The sequence below is a fragment of the Carbonicoccus niuqiaonis genome (assembly GCF_050157065.1).
Taxonomy (GTDB): domain Bacteria; phylum Actinomycetota; class Actinomycetes; order Propionibacteriales; family Propionibacteriaceae; genus Avipropionibacterium.
Genome location: NZ_CP189573.1, coordinates 381,134 through 400,643, shown reverse-complemented (window position 1 = coordinate 400,643; position 19,510 = coordinate 381,134). Strand labels below are relative to the sequence as shown.

15 protein-coding genes and 1 tRNA gene are annotated in these 19,510 nt (G+C 67.6%); 7 read left to right on the top strand and 9 right to left on the bottom strand.

Features of this window, described 5'->3' with window-relative positions; all coding sequences use genetic code 11:
* Positions 1-120: 120 nt before the first annotated feature.
* Positions 121-1,761, bottom strand: a complete 1,641-nt coding sequence (locus ACQBAU_RS01765; RefSeq protein ID WP_434548674.1) for a helicase HerA-like domain-containing protein — start codon at positions 1,759-1,761, stop codon at positions 121-123.
* Between the two features lie 243 nt (positions 1,762-2,004).
* Between ACQBAU_RS01765 and ACQBAU_RS01760 the strand changes: the two genes are divergently transcribed.
* The 3 genes from ACQBAU_RS01760 (at position 2,005) to ACQBAU_RS01750 (ending at position 3,428) form a co-directional block, all read left to right on the top strand.
* Positions 2,005-2,298 carry a type II toxin-antitoxin system VapB family antitoxin gene (locus tag ACQBAU_RS01760; protein ID WP_434548675.1) on the top strand — a complete coding sequence of 98 codons (294 nt, stop codon included), beginning with the start codon at positions 2,005-2,007 and terminating at the stop codon, positions 2,296-2,298.
* A 67-nt stretch (positions 2,299-2,365) separates the two neighbouring features.
* A complete protein-coding gene (locus tag ACQBAU_RS01755) occupies positions 2,366-2,911 on the top strand; it encodes a LytR C-terminal domain-containing protein (RefSeq protein ID WP_434548676.1) in 546 nt (181 codons plus the stop codon).
* A 151-nt stretch (positions 2,912-3,062) separates the two neighbouring features.
* The gene (locus tag ACQBAU_RS01750; protein WP_434548677.1) at positions 3,063-3,428 is read left to right on the top strand and encodes a RidA family protein; all 366 of its coding nucleotides are present in this window, start codon (positions 3,063-3,065) and stop codon (positions 3,426-3,428) included.
* A 100-nt stretch (positions 3,429-3,528) separates the two neighbouring features.
* Here the strand turns inward: ACQBAU_RS01750 and ACQBAU_RS01745 are convergent, their stop codons facing one another.
* From ACQBAU_RS01745 to ACQBAU_RS01725, 5 genes are all read right to left on the bottom strand, one after another.
* Complete coding sequence (locus ACQBAU_RS01745; RefSeq protein WP_465256315.1) at positions 3,529-4,560, bottom strand: LacI family DNA-binding transcriptional regulator; 1,032 nt, start codon at positions 4,558-4,560, stop codon at positions 3,529-3,531.
* Positions 4,561-4,703: 143 nt separating this feature from the next.
* Positions 4,704-6,944 (bottom strand): NHL repeat-containing protein, encoded by a 2,241-nt coding sequence (locus tag ACQBAU_RS01740; RefSeq protein ID WP_465256314.1) that lies wholly within the window; start codon positions 6,942-6,944, stop codon positions 4,704-4,706.
* A gap of 53 nt (positions 6,945-6,997) precedes the next feature.
* Positions 6,998-9,241: an NHL repeat-containing protein gene (locus tag ACQBAU_RS01735; protein ID WP_465256313.1), complete on the bottom strand. Its 2,244-nt coding sequence runs from the start codon at positions 9,239-9,241 to the stop codon at positions 6,998-7,000.
* Positions 9,242-9,308: 67 nt separating this feature from the next.
* Positions 9,309-11,549: an outer membrane protein assembly factor BamB family protein gene (locus ACQBAU_RS01730; protein ID WP_465256312.1), complete on the bottom strand. Its 2,241-nt coding sequence runs from the start codon at positions 11,547-11,549 to the stop codon at positions 9,309-9,311.
* 211 nt (positions 11,550-11,760) lie between these two features.
* Positions 11,761-11,850, bottom strand: a tRNA-Ser gene (locus tag ACQBAU_RS01725).
* Positions 11,851-12,261: 411 nt separating this feature from the next.
* On the opposite strand from ACQBAU_RS01725, the gene ACQBAU_RS01720 reads away from it, so the two are divergent.
* Entirely contained in the window at positions 12,262-12,822 is a 561-nt protein-coding gene (locus ACQBAU_RS01720; RefSeq protein WP_465256311.1) for a hypothetical protein, read from the top strand.
* A 65-nt stretch (positions 12,823-12,887) separates the two neighbouring features.
* On the opposite strand, the gene ACQBAU_RS01715 is transcribed toward ACQBAU_RS01720, so the two are convergent.
* Positions 12,888-13,358, bottom strand: a complete 471-nt coding sequence (locus ACQBAU_RS01715) for a nucleoside deaminase (protein ID WP_465256310.1) — start codon at positions 13,356-13,358, stop codon at positions 12,888-12,890.
* A gap of 4 nt (positions 13,359-13,362) precedes the next feature.
* Positions 13,363-14,031, bottom strand: a complete 669-nt coding sequence (locus ACQBAU_RS01710; protein WP_465256309.1) for a tRNA adenosine deaminase-associated protein — start codon at positions 14,029-14,031, stop codon at positions 13,363-13,365.
* Positions 14,032-14,189: 158 nt separating this feature from the next.
* Between ACQBAU_RS01710 and upp the strand changes: the two genes are divergently transcribed.
* Entirely contained in the window at positions 14,190-14,816 is a 627-nt protein-coding gene (upp, locus tag ACQBAU_RS01705) for a uracil phosphoribosyltransferase (protein ID WP_465256359.1), read from the top strand.
* A gap of 24 nt (positions 14,817-14,840) precedes the next feature.
* Here the strand turns inward: upp and ACQBAU_RS01700 are convergent, their stop codons facing one another.
* The gene (locus ACQBAU_RS01700; RefSeq protein WP_465256358.1) at positions 14,841-15,617 is read right to left on the bottom strand and encodes a helix-turn-helix transcriptional regulator; all 777 of its coding nucleotides are present in this window, start codon (positions 15,615-15,617) and stop codon (positions 14,841-14,843) included.
* 246 nt (positions 15,618-15,863) lie between these two features.
* Here ACQBAU_RS01700 and ACQBAU_RS01695 point away from each other — a divergent pair, with 246 nt between their 5' ends.
* A complete protein-coding gene (locus ACQBAU_RS01695) occupies positions 15,864-18,023 on the top strand; it encodes an NHL repeat-containing protein (RefSeq protein WP_465256308.1) in 2,160 nt (719 codons plus the stop codon).
* Entirely contained in the window at positions 18,020-19,510 is a 1,491-nt protein-coding gene (locus ACQBAU_RS01690; protein ID WP_465256307.1) for a sulfatase family protein, read from the top strand. The genes ACQBAU_RS01695 and ACQBAU_RS01690 overlap by 4 nt, the downstream gene beginning before the upstream one ends.

The window sequence follows — 19,510 nt, the reverse complement described above, 5'->3', positions numbered from 1 at the left end:
GACCGGTCGATCGGCCACACCGGGCCCGGCCCGGCGTGGCCGTGCCGTCCGCCACACATCGACCGGTCGGTTTGGGGAATTCCACCCGCGAGCGGCCCGCCCGACCTGCGGTGAGACAGCTCAGCGGCGCCGGCGGCCCGTGCCGAACAGGCCGCGCATGATCTCGCGCACCGCGGTCCGGCCGATCTGCCGGACCATCGTGTTGGACGACACCTTCTCGAACAGCGACTTCTCGTCCTTGTCCCGACGGCGCGGCTCGTCGTCCTCCTCGCGGCGCCGGCCCGTCCCGGGGCCGGCATCGGCCTGGCCTGCGTCGGGCTCGGCCGCCGCCTGCTCGGCGCCCTGCTCCAGCCGCTTGGCCAACATCTCCCGGGCCGACTCACGGTCGACGGCCTCGCCGTACTTCGGGAACAGCGGCGAGCCCTGCACCAGCTGCTCCATCTTCTCCTTCGGCGACGGCGACATCAGCGACTCCGGCGCCCGCATCCGGGTCCAGGCGACCGGGGTCGGCACACCGTCGGGGTCCATCACGGTGACGATGCCCTCACCGATGCCCAAGGTGGTGAGCACCTCGGCCAGGTCGTACGGCGAGGTCGGGAACGTCTGCACCGTCTGCTTCAACGCCTTGGCGTCGTTCGGGGTGTGCGCCCGCAGCTGGTGCTGCACCCGCGAGCCGAGCTGGGCCAGCACGTCGTCGGGGACGTCCTTGGGGGTCTGGGTCACGAAGAACACCCCGACACCCTTCGACCGGATCAACCGGACGGTCTGGGTGATCGACTCCAGGAACGCCTTCGAGGCGTCGGCGAACAGCAGGTGCGCCTCGTCGAAGAAGAACACCAGCTTCGGCTTGTCGACGTCGCCGACCTCCGGCAGGTCCTGGAACAGGTCGGCCAGCAACCACATCAAGAAGGTCGAGAACAGCGCCGGCTGGGTCGCCAGGTCGGGCAGCTCGATCAGCGAGATCACGCCACGCCCGTCGTCGTGCACCCGCAGCAGGTCGGCGGTGTCGAACTCCGGCTCACCGAAGAACTGGTCGGCCCCCTGCGCGGAGAACGCGGTGATCTCCCGCAGGATGACCCCGGCCGTGGCGGTCGACAGACCCCCGATGTTCTTCAGCTCCGGCTTGCCCTCGTCACTGGTGAGGTACTGCATCAACGCCTGCAGGTCGGCGAGGTCGAGCAGCGGCAGGCCGGCCTGGTCGGCGTAGTGGAAGACCAGGCCCAGCGACGACTCCTGGGTGTCGTTGAGGCCGAGCACCTTCGACAACAGCACCGGGCCGAACGACGAGATGGTCGCCCGCAGCGGGATCCCGGTGCCCTTGCCGCCGAGCGCGTAGAACTCCGACGGGAATGCGGTCGGCTGCCAGGTCTGCCCGATCTTCCGGGTCCGTTCGGTGAGCTTGTCGTTGCCCTCCCCCGCGGTGGCGAGGCCCGACAGGTCGCCCTTCACGTCGGCCGCCACGACCGGGACGCCCGCGGCCGACAGCTGCTCGGTCAGCAGTTGCAGGGTCTTGGTCTTGCCGGTGCCGGTGGCGCCGGCGATCAGCCCGTGCCGGTTCATCATCGACAATGGCAGCCGGACCTTCACCTCCGGCAGCGGCGCGTCGTCGGCGACGAGGACGCCGATCTCGATCGACTCCCCCTCGAAGGTGTAGCCGGCGCGAATCGCCGACGCCTGCTCGTCCAGGGGCGGCGCGGTGTCTGTGGGGGGCGCACTGTCGGCGGGCGCGGGCGTGTCGGGCTGTTCCGGCTGCGAGCTCATGGGATCACATTTGCACACCGGCGGTCCGACCGTGACAACAACCCGGACACCGACGACGACCGGTACGCCGTTGAGCCTTGGAGCCCGGGCCCGACGGTGCTCCGAGGAGTCGTACGGAGGGCCGTACCGAAGGCCCGGCTCGGGGCGCTTCGAGCCCTTGGGACCAAGCGTCCCGAGCCCTTGGGACCAAATTGTTAGGCGCCCTTGGCCCGGTCGAGGCCATCGGGTGGCTACAGTGTCGGCGTGATCTTCAAGCGTGTGGGCGACGTGCGGCCGTACCCCGACCATGGGTATGTCCAGAAACAGTGGGCTGCCATCGCGCCCCACCAGGTCAGGCTGGACCAACTGGTCACGACCAAGCGCACCCTCGATCTCGAGGCACTGCTGGAGGAGGACTCGACCTTCTACGGCGACCTGTTCGCCCACGTCGTGGCGTGGCGCGGCGACCTGTACCTCGAGGACGGGCTGCATCGCGCCCTGCGCGCCGCCCTGCAGCAGCGCCAGACCATGCACGCGCGGGTGCTCGAACTGAAGTGAACCGGCGGGTAGGCTCAACCCCGCGGTTGGCGGGTCGCCGACCCGTGACCACCCCACGAGAGGCGCCATGAGTGACAGCGCGGCCGGGACCGCCTTGGCGATCTGGCGTGCCGTGCGGACCCCACTGACCCTGCTGGTGCTGCTCGGCATCCTCGGCACTGCGGCGTGGTGGGGGTACGACAAGGTGACCGAACCGATCCCGCCGCGGCCGCCGGACCCCTGCGTCACCCAGCCCGTGGCGGACAACAAGCTCGAGGTCGGCCAGGTGACCATCCGCATCTTCAACGGTGGCAAGCAACGCGGGCTCGCCGGGGACGTCGCCCAGGACGCCCGCGAGGTCGGCTTCAACGTCTCCCGGGTCGACAACACCGACGAGGAGATCGTCGGCACGGTCATCGTGGTGCAGGGCAAGGACTTCCCCGAGACCAAGCTGGTCGCGGCGTTCTTCCCCGAAGCCGTGATCCGGGAGGACCCGACGAAGATCGACCACTCGATCGACGTGCTGGTCGGCGAGGAGTTCCCCGGTTTCAACGCGAAGGCACCCACCACCATCGAACACAAGGCCGCCACGATCTGCCTGCCGAAGCGGCCCAGCCCGGGGCTCGACGGCTGACGCCCGTACGAGCATCCAGCCCGTACGACATCCAGCCCGTACGAGCATCCCGTGGCCCACAGATCGTCCCAGCGGCCCGCCCGTGGCAGGTGGGCCAGGCACCGGCCGATATCGTGGCGACCACCGAACTCAGAACGAAACGAGGATGCTGATGGCTGACAAGCCCGCCATACCGTTGACCGGAGCGATCAAGGCCGGTGACTTCATCTACGTGTCCGGGATGGTCGCCGCCCAGGAGAACGGCGAGTTCTTCGTCGGCGACTTCCCCAAGGAGGTCAACCTGACGATCGACTCCTTGGAGCGGAAGCTGGCCACCCACGGGGCCGACCTGTCGCACGTGATCAAGGTCGGGGCCTACCTGTCGAACCCGCTGCTGTTCGCCGAGTTCAACAAGGTGTACGCCGAGCGCTTCACCGAGTCGCGCCCCACGCGTACCACCGTGGCCGTGTTCTTCGCCCACCCGAACGTGCGCGTCGAGATGGATTGCGTCGCGTACGTGGGCAACGACCGCTCCTGACCGTCGGCTCACACGCCACGCCGGGCACGCCCGACGAGGTGGACGGCTCGATGCACAGGTGATGCATCCGACGCTCCGCCTGGTCGGGTGTCGCCCGGTATCAGGCCTGGCCGGTTGACGCTCCCACCGAATCCCGCATCACGATGTGGCTGGCCAGGGTCAAGCTGCGGCCCGGCTCCAGTTCGGGGTCTGTCCCGAGCGCGGCCTGCGCCGCCCGGCGACCCAACTCGATGAAGGGCGTGTGCACCGTGGTGAGGGCAGGCGTCAGGATCGAGGACATCTGCTCGTCGTCGAATCCGATGACCGACAGCCTTCCGGGGACCGTCAGGCCGCGAAGGTGCGCCGCACGCATCGCTCCCAGCGCTTGCGCGTCGCTGTCGGCGAAGATCGCGGTCACGTCGGGCCGACGGGTGATGAGGTCCGTGGCCCTGGCCATGCCGGCCGGGCCGGAGCGTGGCCCGCTGACGACGAGGTCGGGATCGAACCGCACACCGAACGCCCGGAGGGCCTCGACGTACCCGGCGGCCCGTTCCTCGCTGGTGGTGAACCCGTCGGGGCCCCGCAGGAGCCCGATGCGTCGGTGTCCCTTCCCGAGCAGCACGCTGACGGCAGCCTCGGCGCCCGCACGGTTCTCGTAGTCGACGACGGCGACCTCCGGCAGGTCCATGTCCACCAGTGCCCGACCGCAGAAGACGACGCGCACCCCCAGGTCCGCCAACGTAGCGACTGCGCCGGGCAGCGACTCACGCCAAGCCGGGGTCTGGTGGGTGCCGCCCACGACGATCACAGCCTTGACGTCGCGGCCGGTCGCCACGCGTTCCAGGGCCCGGAGCTCTCGGTCGGGATCGGAATCGGTGACCATGAACGGGCAGGCGTGTCCGCTGTCGGCGCTGGCCGTCTCCACCCCCACCAAGATCTCGGCGACTGCCAAGTGGCGCAGCGAGGGCGTGAGGACCACGATCTGATTGGGGGCGTGTTCGGTCGCCCGGCGTGACCGGAGCAGCCGGTAGTCGAGCACCGCCACCGCCTCGAGGACCCGGTCGCGCGTGGCGGGCGCGATGGGTTGATCACCCCGCAGCGCTCGCGAGGCGGTGGCCACCGAGACCCCGGCCCGGTCCGCGACGTCGCGCAACGTCGGGGCTGGAACCTTGAGCGCGGGGACCGCTCCCTTCCCATGAGGGTCACGGTGGGCTCGTGGCGCGCTGCGCATGTGCCTCCTGACGTGACTCGATGTTCGGACAGCGGGCTCCCAACCTGTGCTCAACGGCCGGCATGTCAATTGCCGCAGTAGACCTGTCGAAGATCGTCTGTCTCGCCGTTGGCGACCCGTTCCTCGATGCGGTCGAAGATGGCCTTCCACTGCGGCTTGTAGCCGTCGGGGAACCGGACCCCCCGCCCCTGGGCGTACGCGTTCACCGCATGACACTTCTGGGTGTCGTTCGGCGGCCCGGACACCAGGTACGGCACCACGTACTTGAACAGATGCGTCCGGAACGCGAAGTACACGTCACCGACGGTGTCGGTTGCTGCCCAAGACGCCCCGCTGTCGGCGAGCCGGGTGATCACCCCGGTCGTCGGGTCGATCCGGAACAGGTTGTCGGCGGCGGAGCCGTAGATGTGGCCGTCCATCGCTGACCAGTTCAGGTACCCCCACGCCCACGTGTAGGCCGGTGGCGCCGCGTACCCGTACCCGACGGTGCCGAACGTGCGCACCTCGCCGGCCGGGCTGACCTTGAACAACTGCGACTCCGCGAGGCCCCAGACCGAGCCGTCCGGATCGATCAGGAGGCCAGTGACGCCTTCCTTGCCGGCGATCGGCACCGATCGGCGGACGACCGTTGAGGTTGCCGGATCGAAGACCACCAACTGCCCCTCCGTGGTGACGCTGGTCGGGTCCATGCCCATGCCGCCGTCGATGGACGTCCCGATGTGGACCAGCTTGTCGTGGGGGTTGTAGACGGCCGAGATGATGCTCTGGTTCTTGGCGATCTCCTCGGTCATGAATCGCACCGCTCCGGTGGCAAAGTCATAGATCGACAGGCCGCCCTGGTGATGGCCGTACCCGCCGACCGACCCGATGTAGACCTCGTCGCGGTCGGGGTTGTACGCCAGCGCGAACGGGCGATCCAGATTGGCCGACGCACTGTGGAAGAGCCGCTTGGGCAACACCTGAGGGGTGTTCGGGTCGTACCGGTAGAAGTTGGTGTTGCCGTACGCGGCGAGGTACATCAGTCCGTCGCGCTCCATCCACGACTCAAACTGCCCGGCGTTGACGGTGTGGTTGGGCTCGCCACCGTCGGTGTTGATCTTGGCCAGACCGGACATGTAGCCCGAGGCGTACATGGTGTCGCCGGCTCCGGGGAAAATCTTCTGGATCTTGGTCGGCTGCCGGAATGAGATCTCCTGCTCGGAGCGCTCCCCGGTCAGGTAGTTCACCGTGAACGGACCGCCCTCGTCGGTTCCCTTGATGATGCCGTCGGAGACCTCGATCGCATGCCCGATGAAGCCGCGGACCGTGCCGGCCACCGGTGCATGGCTGCGGGACGCGAAGTCGTACTTCCGCAACGTGCCCGACGACGAGAAGATGAATCCCGTACGGTCTCGGGTCGGCACAACGTGGTAGCCCGAGAGCTCGGACTTGTTGTTGTAGAACTCGATGTTCCCCGACACGTCGGTGACGATCAGCCGTCCTTGGCTGCGCATCACCAGACGCCCTTCGACACAGTCCAGCATGCCCATGAAGGCGGTGTCGTCCAGGATGGGGATGACGCTGCCATCGACGATCTTGGTCTTGGTCCCCCTACCCAGATCGTCGATCCGCCACACCGCGGCGCGTTGGCTCCCGGTGGCGCAGAACACGGCGTTGGTCGCCGGGTCCCAGCACACGTTGTGGATGTGTTCGGCGTCCGGGTCGATCGGGCCGAGGTTGGTGATGGCACCCGTTTCCGGATCGACGCTGTGCAGGCGGGTGTCCTTGTACGTACCGAGGAAGACTTCTCCGTCGGGGCCGTACCCCGCGCCGAAGGCGTAGTCGGCCAACGGGTCCGGGTCGATCTCGCCCAGGTCATCGACCTGCTTGGTCGCCGGGTCGTACCGCCACAGGTGGTAGTCGAAGTAGGACGGCAGGTAGACGCGACCGTCGGTGGCAACTGTGAGGTCGAAACATCCTTCTGCGGTGGGCAGCTTGATGGCACGGATCACTGCGCCGGTCGCGACGTCGCTGACGACGAACGTTGCCGGACGGTCGGTGTTGGGAGACCCCTTGAACACCTGGTAAACCACCCACGCACCGTCCTCGAATCCGGTGCGCGGGCACCGGGCACCGATCTGGGAGTTGACCGGCTGGCCGAGGTAGCGGATTGCCGGGTCCTGACCGGTGAACCTGATCACCTCCGGGTCAGTGGGCACCTCCTCGGCGTTCGCCTTCGGTGCGAACGTCAGACCGGCACCGGCACCGAACACGGCGAGTCCGGCGATGCCTGCGGACAGGGTGAATTCTCGACGGGTCAACCTCATGGTCACTCCTTGCTCGGGGCGTTGAATGCTGGCTTGTGGTCTCGAGGGTGCGCTCAGGTGGTGCAGTACTCGTTGCGGAGATCGTCGGTCTCGCCGTTGGCGACCCGCTGCTCGATGCGGTCGAAGATCGCCTTCCACTGCGGCATGTAGCCGTCGGGGAACCGGACCCCACGCCCTTGGGCGTACGCGTTCACTGCCTGACACTTCTGGGCGTCGTTCGGCGGCCCGGACACCAGGTACGGCACCTGGTACTTGAACAGGTGGGTGCGGTACGAGAAGTAGACGTCGCCGGTCGGATCGGTGGCGGCCCAGGACGCACCACTGTCGGCAAGGCGGGTGATGACACCGGTGGCCGGATCGATCCGGAACAAGAAGCCGCCTGCCGTACCGTAGATCTGGCCGTCCTTCGCCGACCAGTTGAGGTACGCCCACGCCCACGTGTAGTTGGGGTCGCGTGCGTAGCGGCTGCTGACAGCGCCGAGGACCTGGACCTCACCTGTCGGACTGACCTTGATCAACTGCTCCTCGGCTACGCCCCAGACCGAGCCGTCGGGGTCGACCAGCAGCCCGGTGACCCCTTGTCGACCAGGGATCGGCACCGAGCGCCGAACCACAGTCCGGGTCGCCGGGTCGAACACGATCAACTGGCCCTCGGTGGTGACGCTGATCGGGTCACTGCCCATCCCGCCGTCGATCGTGGTCCCGATGTAGACCAAGCCGTCGTGCGGGTTGTGGGCCACCGACACGATGCTCTGGTCTGTGACGATCTCGGTGCGGAGGTGGGTGACCTTTCCACTGGCGAAGCTGTAGATCGCAAGCCCACCCTGGTTCTGCCCGTAGACCGGCACCGACCCCATGTACACCTCGTCGCGCACTGGGTCGTACGCCATGCCGAACGGCCGGTCCTGGTCGACCCCGACACTGGTGAACAGCTGCTTCGGGTTCACCGTCGGTGTGGCCGGGTCGTACCGGTGGAACTTCGAGAATCCGTACGAGCCCAGGTACATCAGGCCGTCGCGGACGATCCACGACTCAAACTGGCCCATGTTGAGCGTGTGGTTCGGCTCCCCGCCGTCGGTGTTGATCTTCGCCAGGCCCTGCATGTAGCCGGACGCGTACATCGTGTCACCGGGGCCGGGGAAGATCTTCTGGATCAGCGTCGGCTGGCGGAACGACGGGGTGTGCTCGATTCGCTGGCCCGACTCGATGTCGACGATGAACGGCCCTCCCATGTCGGTGCCGACGATTCGGGTGTCGTCGATCTGCACTCCGTGGGCGATGTAGCTGCGCACGGTGGCGGCAGTCGGGGCAAAGCTGTGGGTGGCGAAATCGTACTTCTGCACCTCGCCGTACTCGGAGAAGTAGAAGCCGCTGCCGTCGCGGCTCGGTACCGCGTGGTACGCGGCGATTTCCCGTCCGCCGGTGTAGTACTCGATGTTGCCGTCCAGGTCGGCCACGATCAGCGAGCCGCCGACCCGCGACACCAGGTGCCCGTGCACGCAGTCCAGCATCCCCAGGAACGAGGTGGTGTCGAGGATCGGCAGGGTGGATCCGTCGATGACCTTGGTCTTGGCGCCGAGCCCAGCGTCCTCGATGCGCCAGATCGACGCGCGTCGGCCGCCGGTGACGCAGAACACCGCGTTGGTGCCCGGATCCCAACTGATGAAGTGGATGTAGTCCTCCTCCGGGTTCACCGTCCCCAGGTTGCGGATGGTGCCGGTCGCCGGATCGAACCGGTAGAGCCGGGACTCGGAGTAGGTGCCGAAGAAGGCTGTCCCGTCGGGCCCGAACCCGGCCCCGAAGGTGTGATCGCGCGTGGCATCGGGGTTGAAGACGCCGAGATCGTTCAGCTGCTTGGTGGCCGGGTCGTACTGCCGCAGCCGGTAGTCGTAGTACGACGGTAGGTACACCTTGCCGTCACTGGCGACGGTGAGGTCGAAGCAGGCCTCGGCCGTCGGCAGCTTGAACGTCCGCACCACCTTGCCGGTGCCGATGTCGGTGACGGCGAAGGTGCCGGGCAGGTCGGTGTTCGCCGATCCCTTGTACACCTGGTACTCCACCCAGCGCCCGTCCTCCTGTCCGACGCGGGGCGAGCGTGCTCCGATCTGGGAGTTGACCGGCTGTCCGAGGTAGCCGATCGCCGGGTCCTGACCGGTGAACCGCAACACCTCCGGATCGTTGGACGGGACCTCGTCGGCGGCGGCGCGGGTGCCGACCATGCCCCCATGGAGGCCGATCATGCCCAGTCCCGCGGTAACGCCGGCGGTGGCGGTGAACTCGCGTCGGGTCAGCTTCATGGTGTCTCCTCGTTCGCGGCCCCCGCGGGCCGGTCCAGTGATGGTTGTGGTGGCTTGGCGTTTCCGGTCAGGAGGCGCAGTACTCATCGCGCAGTGCTGCGGTCTCACCGTTGGCGACCCGCTGCTCGATGCGGTCGAAGATGGCCTTCCACTGCGGCTTGTAGCCGTCGGGGAAGCGGACCCCTCGCCCCTGGGCGTACGCGTTCACTGCCTGACACTTCTGGGTGTCGTTCGGCGGCCCGGACACCAGGTACGGCACCTGGTACTTGAACAGGTGGGTGCGGTACGCGAAGTACACGTCGCCGACGGTGTCGGTCGCCGCCCACGCCGTGCCGCCGTTGGCGAGCCGGGTGATCGCTCCGCTCGCCGGATCGATCCGGAACAGGTAACCGCCGGCCGAGCCGTAGATGTGACCGTCCATCGCCGACCAGTTGAGATAGGCCCACGCCCACGTGTGACTCGGGTCGGGCGCGTAGCGACCGCTGACCGCGCCGAGGGTCTGCACCCCACCGTCGGGACTGACCTTGATCAACTGCTCCTCGGCCACACCCCACACCGAGCCATCGGGGTCGACGAGCAGCCCGGTGACCCCTTGCCGATCCGCGACCGGCACCGAGCGCCGAACCACAGTCCGGGTCGCCGGGTCGAAGACGATGAGCTGACCCTCGGTGGTGAGGCTGATCGGCTCCATCCCCATGCCGCCGTCGATCGTGGTGCCGATGTACAGCAGGCCGTCGTGCGGGTTGTGCGCCACCGAAATGATGCTCTGATCGGTGGCGATCTCATCAGTCAGGTGGGTGACCTTGCCGGTGGCGAACTCGTAGATCGCCAACGCCCCTTGGTTCTGGCCGTACAGCGGTACCGATCCCATGTAGGCCTCGTCGCGTACCGGGTCATACGCCATGGCGAAGGGCCGGTCCTGTTTGACGGGGGCACTGGTGAACAGTTGCTTCGGGTTGACCGTCGGGGTCGCCGGGTCGTACCGGTAGAACTTCGAGTAGCCGTATGCGCCGAGGTACATCAGACCGTCACGGACGATCCAGGACTCGTACTGTCCTTGGTTGACGGTGAAGTTGGGCTCACCGCCATCGGTGTTGATCTTGGCGAGGCCCTTCATGTAGCCCGAGGCGTACAAGGTGTCACCGGGCCCACGGAAGATCTTCTGGATCTTTGTCGGCTGTCGGAACGACGGGGTGTGCTCGGTCCGTTCCCCGCTGACGAGATCGACGACGAATACTCCGCCGCCGTCGGTGCCGGCGATGTGGGTGTCGTCGATGTGCACCGCGTGTGCGAAGTAGCTGCGCACCGTGCCCGCAGTGGCGGTGTAGCTGTGGGTCGCGAGGTCGTACTTGTTGATCCCGCCGAACGAGGAGAAGAAGAAGCCGCTGCCGTCGCGGCTCGGCACCACGTGGTAGCCGGACATGATCTTGTCGCCGGTGTAGTACTCGATGGTGCCGTCCAACGCGGCGACGACCAGCCGCCCCTCGGTGCGCACCACCAGGTGACCGTTGACGCAGTCCAGCGCCCCGAGGAAGGGCACGGTGTCGAGGATCGGGACATCGGAGCCGTCGATGATCTTGGTCTTGGCACCGAGTCCGGCGTCCTCGATCCGCCACACCGAAGCTCGTTGGCCGCCGAGGCTGCAGAAGATCGCGTTGCTGCCCGGGTCCCAGCAGATGAAGTGGATGTAGCCCTCATCCGGATCGACCGTGCCGAGGTCCCGGATGGTCCCCGTCGCCGGCTCGTAGCGATGGAGGTGGGAATTGGGATAGATGCCGAAGTAGGCGATCCCGTCGGGACCGAAGCCCGCCCCGAAGGGACTGATGCGAGTACCGGCGGCGTTGATCAGGCCGAGGTCGGTGACCTGCTTGGTCGCCGGGTCGTACTGCCATCCATGTCCGTCGGGGTAGGACGGCATGTACACCTTGCCGTCCGTGGCGATCGTGAGATCGGAGCAGGCCTCGGCCGTCGGCAACTTGATCGAGCGGACGACGTCGCCGCTGACGATGTCGGTGACCACGAACGTGCCGGGGAGTTCGGTGCTCGGCGACCCCTTGTAGACTTGGTATTCGACCCAGCGCCCGTCCTCCTGCCCGATCCTGGGTGCTCGGGCACCGATCTGGGAGTTCACGGGCTGGCCGACGTAACCGATCGCCGGGTCCTGGCTGGTGAACCGGACGACGTCCGGGTGATCTGGCGGAATGTCCTCGGCCACCGCTCTCGGTGGTCCCATCACCGGCGCGCCGATCAGGCCCAGCCCGACGGCGGCGCCGGCGGACAGGGTGAACTCCCTGCGGGTCAACTTCATTGTCGCTCCTTGCGGCAGCGCCCACGGTGGTGCTGCAGTCCTCAGGGTTGCGCCGTCGCAACCAGTTGCCATGTATCTTCAATGGAAGTTCCATTCTCATTTAGGAAGTTACACAGGGCGGATCGCGCGTGTCAAGGGTTCGGCCGAACAACGGCCAGAAACGACGACGGGCGCCCCGCAGGAAGCGAAGCGCCCGTCGTACACATTCACGTGGCGGTGACGGTGGGATTTGAACCCACGGTGGGGGTGAACCCACACACGCTTTCGAGGCGTGCTCCTTAGGCCGCTCGGACACGTCACCGCCGACGAGGGTACCGCGAGCGGGCCCTCAGATTCCAATCCGGCACCGAGCACTGACCGTCGTGCCCCCAACCACCCACCCCATTGGGTGATCAACCGGCGAGCTCGGCGCTGCCGTTGCCCCGCTGACGGGCCTGGCCAGATGCCTGGTCGGCCCCATCCGGATGCTGGGTCGGCAAGCCGACGGGGTGGCCACCGGGCCTGACACCCGCGTCTGTTTCACTGGCGCCAGACCGTGACATTCCTACCCGGAGGAGGACCGTGACCGGCCCCCTTCCTGTCCCTCGCCGTCGCTGCGGCCCTCGTCCTCGGCCTGAGCGCCTGCTCGGACACACCGCCCGAACCCATCAGCCCTCCCACGGCCTCCGCCGAATCGAGCGCCCCGCCGGCACCACCACTGACCAAGCAGTCCATGCCGAGCTCGGACGAGATCAGCACCAGTCTGGCCCGCTTCGAGGACCCGACCGACATCACCGAACCCGCCGAGATGGTGAAGCACGAATGTCAGCAGGGCGAATGGGCCGCCACCGGCACTCCGACCGCTGACGAGACCTCCATCCGACAACGCACCTGGGAGCAAGCGAGGGCGATCGAGGCGCAGGTCGTCCTCGTGCAGTACGCCACCCCCACCGATGCGCAGAATGCGTACCAGACGATTGCCGGATGGGCCGCCGATTGCGAGGCCGAGGGCTTCGAGCGTCACGGGGAGGCCACACCGGTCTCCATCGGCCCGAAGGGCGAGGCGCAGGTCTCGGTCTACACGTCCCCACCGAGGACCACGCTGCCCCCGAATGCTGCCCAATTGAGCCACATCGGCGTCGTCCAGGACGGCCAGCGCGTGGTCTGGGTGGTCATCCGGCAGAAGGCCACTCTTCGGAGCGCGGCCGACGACTTCTCTCTCGACCCGACCGACGAGAACAAGCACCCGTTCTTCAGCCTCCTGCCGGAGTTGTCCCCGGTGGCCACCCGCTGACATCCGGGAACCTCGTCGACGTGTGGCTGGACGAGCCGGGCGCGATGATCGCCCCCTTCGAGTGATCATCGATGCTTGGCGAAGAAGTCCCGCAGCAGGTCCCCGCACTCGGCCTCCCGGATGCCGCCGGTCACCGCCGGCCGGTGATTGAGCCGGGAGTCTCGGACAACGTCCCACAGGGAGGCGATCGCGCCGGCCTTCGGGTCGTACGCCCCGAACACGACGTGGGCGATCCGGGCGAGCACCAGCGCGCCGGCGCACATGGTGCACGGTTCGAGCGTGACGACCAGGGTGTGGTCGTCGAGCCGCCATCGGCCCGCGGCCTCGGCGGCTCGCCGGATCGCCACCACTTCCGCGTGAGCGGTCGGGTCGCCGGTGAGCTCACGCTCGTTGTGGGCCGCGGCGACCATCGAGCCGTCGGGCGCCAGCACGACCGCCCCGATCGGGACGTCGCCGTGCCGGAGTGCCGCGCGGGCCTCGACCAGCGCCAGCCCCATCGCCTCGGGCAGGTGCGCAGGATTCCGCGGATGGCCCATCGGCTCAGCCGTCGAGCTCGGCCTCGGCCGCCTGCCGGAACACCGGGCCGACGGCAATCTTGTCGGCGATCTGGAACAGCACCTGCACCGAGCCGGAGTCGATGTCCTCGCAATAGCGGGCCATGTCCATCTCCCCCACCCCCGAGTCGCCGAGGATGTTGAGGTCACCGATCGGGTCGCCGTCGTCCTCGTCGGGGATCTCGCGCAGCCCCAGGAAGTCGGCCACGTCCCGGGCGATCGGCCAGTCACCGGCCATCGAGCCGTCCGACAGCAGCACCTGCACGTTGCGGCCGCGGACGCGCACGATCACGAAGAAGTCCTCGACCAGGCTGACGAAACCGACCGCGCCGGCATCACCGGGCAGCCGCCGCAGCTGGTGGATCAGTTCCTCGAGGTCGTTGGCGAGGTCCTTGGTCAGCGCGGTGGCGCTGCGCTGCCCCTCCTCGGTGTAGGCCGCCATGACGAAGTCGATGTCGTCCTCGTCGGCGTCCTCGAGGTCGTCATCATCGTCGTCCTCGTCGTCGAGGTCGTCGTCATCCAGGTCGTCGTCATCCAGATCGTCATCGTCCTCGTCGTCACCGTCGAGGTCGGCGTCCGAGTCATCGTCGGTGAGCGCGAACGACTCGTACTCGTCGTCGTCGAAGTCGCTTCCCGTGCCCTGGCGTCCGTTCACAGGCCCATCGTGTCAGATGTGGCGGGGGTGGGGCAGCCCCATTGCCCGCTCGGACGTATCGGGTCGCGCAGGAACGCGTCCGTTCGGCGTGAGTTCGGCCCATACGAGACCTCCTCGGTTGCCTGTTGTGCCACAGTTGCCCCGTGGACCTGAACGTCGTGGATCATCCGTTGGTGGCGCACAAGCTCACCCAGTTGCGCAGTACGGGCACCGATTCGCCCACCTTCCGGCGGCTCACCGACGAACTGGTGACCCTGCTCGCCTACGAGGCGACCCGGACGGTACGGGTGGAGGCCTGCCGGGTGACCACCCCGGTGACCGAGGCCGATGGCGTACGACTGTCCGGTGCGCCACCGCTGGTGGTGCCGATCCTGCGCGCCGGGCTCGGCATGCTGGAGGGCTTGACCCGATTGATTCCGACCTGTGAGGTCGGTTTCGTCGGCATGGTGCGCGACGAGCAGACCCTGGAGCCCACCACCTACGCCGAGCGGTTGCCGAAGGACCTGCGGGGCCGCCAGTGCTACGTCCTCGACCCGATGCTCGCCACCGGTGGTTCGCTAGCGGCGACGGTGAAGTTCCTGCACGACCGGGGGGCCGATCAGATCACCTGCATCTGCCTGTTGGCCGCACCGGAGGGTCTGGCTCGGATCCGGACGCTGGCCGAGCAGTGGCAGATCTCCTTCAATCTCGTCGTCGCGGCGGTCGATGATCACCTCAATGAGGTCGGCTACATCGTCCCTGGCCTGGGCGACGCCGGGGATCGGCTGTACGGACTGACGGAGTAGCCGCGGCAGCTCCGCCGTCCCGGCTCAGTCTGAGGGCGCAACACTGGCGCGGAACTGCGACGGCGCCTCGCCCACTGCCTGCCGGAATCGCCGGGAGAAGTGGTACGGATCCGCGAAGCCCACGGCCCGGCCCACCTCGGCGACCGAGAGCGTACTTTCGGTCAGCAGCTCCGACGCCCTGCGCATCCGCCGCTGGTTGACGAACCGCATGGGCGAGGTGCCCAGTTGCGTACGAAACTGTCGCCCGAGATGGGTCGCCGAGTAGCCGCTGACGCGTTCCAGATCATGCACCGACAGGGGGCGGGCCAGCGATTCGTCGATGAAGGCCAGCACCGGCGACAGATCGATGTCGGTCTCCGGGCTACCGGTCGAGGTCCGTTGCCGCCGATCGATGATCAGGCCCAACAGGCTGAACAGGCAGGAGTCGAGGCGCAGCTGCCCGGCCCACCCCGCACCGGCGCCGGCACGCAGACCGGTGGTGACCAATTCGTCGAATCGGGCACGGACCTCCAGCTCCTGGCCCAGCGGAGTGATCAGCCGTCCATCCCCCACGAGCCGGCTGAGCGCCGCGGCCCGCGGGCCGCTGAAATGGATCCACCACCACTCCCAACCGACGACGTCCACCGCGCAATACCGCAACTCCACGCCTGGTGACACGGTGACCAGGTCACCAGGAACCGCGACTCCGGACTGATCACCGCCGGACGACTGATCACCGCCGGACAGGGCGAACCGACCACGAACGATCCACAGCAGCAGGTGCGTCGAGAGATGACGCGATGCCGTGACCGGACGATCCATCACCGCCACATGCTCGAGTGGGTCTCGCCGGTGCCCGGATCGCTCGTGGCGAACCGGAGACAGATCCGTACCGATCGGCATGAGAACTCCTTCGGCTGGCAGCGTATGGTCAGAATATCCATCCGCGTGATCGGCTCGCCCATTCCAGTCCCGACTGCAGCCCGGGACTGTGGAGGTCTGGGTCAGCAGCGCCGCGATTCGCCTCGACCCCCGATGGCATCGGCTGGCTGCGAGAGGAGTCCGATCATGATCAACCGGTGGCAGCGTCGCCAACTCTTGCGGTCGGCCGGTGGTCTCGCTGTGGCATCGACCCTGGCGGCCTGGGCCCCGACCAGCCACGCCGAGCCCACCACCAACGTCACCCCTGCCCGCAGCGGATGTGATGCGATGCCGGGATTGACGTTGACTGATCTTGGACACGCCATCGGGGTCACCACCATCATGCGAGCCGCCTTCGGCCACGGGCCCACCGGGTCACCAGCGATGTACGTGGTTCCCGCCGGCGAGAACGCCGCGCTCAACATCATCGACATCGCAACCGGGCAACGCCTTGCCGCCCATCCGCTGCCCGGTGCTCGGGGCTCGTGGGCGATCACCACGGCCCCCGACGGTCACGTCTATGTCGGCACCTACTCCCAGGCCCACCTGTACCGCTACTCACCGACCAGCGACACCGTCACCGATCTCGGCGCACCGGTGCCCGGTGAAGCCCAGGTGTACGGCTTGTCGACCGGCCCTGACGGCAGTGTCTACGGCGGGACGTACCCGAACTGCCATGTCTTCAGCTGGGACCCCGCCACCAACAGCGTGACCGACTTCGGCCGGGTCGATCCCACATCGAAGTACGTCCGAGGGGCCGTCTACGACGCCGACCACAACGCCGTGATCGCCGGGATCTATTCTCCGGTGGCCAAACTCGTCCGGGTCGACGTTGCCACCGGTCAGTTCGCCGACATCACCCCACCGGGCCTTGCCTGCGTCGGCGTGGGCGAAGTGGGCTATGCCGGCGGCACGGTGTTCGCCTCGGTCGGCAAGACCCTCCATGCCGTGGACCCGATCACCGGAGCCGCACGACAATTCATCGATGGAGTGACCGGATCCACGGTCGAGACGCTGCCGGTGAATTCACGGTTCATCTCCCCCGAGTACGACGGCGCCGTCTTCTACACCTCAGTGGATCGGGAGCTCCGCCGGATCGAGCTCGCCACCTTGACGTCAACCGTGGCGACCGCCGCCGACGAACCGATCCGACTGCCGGCGACCGGGCTGGGGTTCGGGATCAGCGGTGAGCCCTCCCGGCCGGTGCTGCACGGCAAGGTCGGCACGTCCTCGGGATTGTCGTTCAGCTACGACCTCACCGAGCAAGCCTTCACCAGTTGGACCGGCGACGTGCTGCCCGACTACTCCCCCGTGATCGACATCCTGCCCGGCCGCGCTGGTACCCGGCACGAGCAGAAGATCTATGTCAGCGGCTACCTGAGCGGGGCGACCGCAGTGCTCGACATCGCCTCCGACACCTATGACCAACAGCAACCCAAGCTCGGCCAGGTCGAGGACTGGTGCTGGTTCGGCGACGACATCGTCGCCGGGATCTACCCCACGGCCACCCTCAAGCGGTGGACACCCGGTGCCGGCAATCCGGCGTCACTGTTCAGCCTGCAGGATTCCCACGAACAGAACCGACCACTCGCGGTGATCACCGACGACACCCGGCTCTACGTCGGAACTCGGCCCGACTACGGCAAGCACGGTGGCGCGCTGACGATCCACAGCTGGGCGACCGGCAGCCGCGTGGTCCACCGCGACATCGTGCCCGACCAGACCGTCGCAACCCTGACCCTGCACGAGGGCCTGGTGTACGGCGGGTCGGCCATCGAGGGCGGCGGCGGCACCCAACCGATCGCCACCGAGGCGAAGCTGTTCTCGTACGACCCTGCCACCGACTCCACCATCGGGACGTGGAGCGTCATCGCGGGAGCGGAGAGCATCAACCACCTGTCGACCGCACCTGACGGTGGGCTGTGGGGCATCGCCGACGGGACCGTGTTCGCGTTCGACACTGCCAGCCACACGGTCAGCACGACCATCCCGCTGTACCCCGGCCGATCGGCGGCCCACGGTGGCGAGTTCGTCTGGCATCCGAACGGCCTGCTGTACGTGACGAGCAGTTTCCGGCTGTACTCGGTGGACGTGATCACCGGGACCGGGCTGCTGCTCCAGACCGGGGTGGGACGGGTCAGGCTCGCAGCCGATGGATCCCTCTACGTCACCCACCAACCGCCGGGAGGTCTGGCGCGGACCAACGTGGCCCGACTGGATCCATCTCCGACCGCACTCAGTGAACACCGTCGCCATGCCCGTCGGCCGCCAGAGCGGCCGGGTTCCTGCTCCGGAGGACCTCGATGACCGAACGCCCCAACGTCTTGTTGATCACCACTGATCAACAGCGGTACGACACACTCGCCTGCCACGGCAACACCCAGGTCGCGACACCGCACTTCGATGCGCTGGCGGCACGGGGCACCGACTTCCGGCACGGCTACATCCAGAATCCGGTGTGTGTGCCAAGTCGGGCGTGCATCCAGACCGGGCGGTACGTGTTCCAGCACGGCGTGGAATACATGGAGAACGTCATCGGCAACACCCCGGGCCTGCCACCCTGGGAGCCGACGCTGGCCGAACGGCTGCATGACGTGGGCTACCGCACCGCCGGCTTCGGCAAGATCCACATGATGCCACCGCGTGGGTACGACGAGTTGCAGCTCACGATGGGCAAGGGTGCCCGGTGGCGCGACGCCGAAGGATCACCGTTGGGTCCGGCGCAGCTGGGGCCCAACTACGCCGCCTGGCTCGAGGCCAAGCGGCCCGGGGCGTACGAGTCGATCTATGCGCAGCGTCGGACCCCGGAGTTCGCCACCGAGCGGGGCGCACTGCCCAATGTGCTGGCCGCCGATGAGTGTGTTGATCACTGGATCGCGGACAACACCTGCGAGTTCTTGGCCCGCGACCACACCGACCCGTTCTTCTTGTGGACGGGCTTTTGCGGACCGCACGGCCCCTTCGACCCGCCCGAGCCGTACGCCAGCCGGTACGACCCCGACACGCTCACCCTCTCCGACCTGGCCTGGGCGTCCCAATCCGGCCTGGAGACCGAGATCGCCCATCAGTTCCCGGGTGCGCAGGGCGAAGCGTTGCTGCGCCGGATGACAGCCCTGTACTGGGGCATGGTCAGCTACCTCGACGACCAGATCGGCAGAATCAGCGAAGTCCTCACCAGACAAGGGTTGTGGGAGAACACCATCGTGATCTTCACTGCCGATCACGGCGAGATGCTGGGTGATTTCGGCCGCACCGGCAAGGCGAGCTTCTTGGAGTCGGTGATCCGGGTGCCGTACCTGATGTCGGTGCCCACCGGCCGCCCCGGGCAGCGGATCGACGACCTGGTCGAACAGATCGACCTCGCCCCGACCGTGCTCGACCTGGTCGGCCTGCCGCACCCGCCGGCCCTCCCCGGCCGCAGCCTGCGCCTGCTGCTTGAGGGCTCCCCGGTCCCCGAGGACTGGCACCGGCCAGTCCTGTGCGAGTTCACCAGCAATGACCGTCAGCACCGCAGCAAGTGCCTGCGGACCACGGATCGGAAGTACGTCTTCCACGATGCCGGCCGGGCTCCCGAGTTGTACGACCTCGCCGCCGATCCCGGTGAGCTCCACAACGTCGCCGCTGACCCTGCGTACGCGGCAGAACTGGCGGAGCTCCAAACCGTGCTGCTCGATCGCCTCACCGCCGGCGTGCCGAATGACTGGACCACGGGCACCGCCGCTCGCGCGGTCGAGGAGCTGGACGACTTCGGTCGGCCACAGAAGCTCCCAGACAAACTTATATCATCTGGGTGA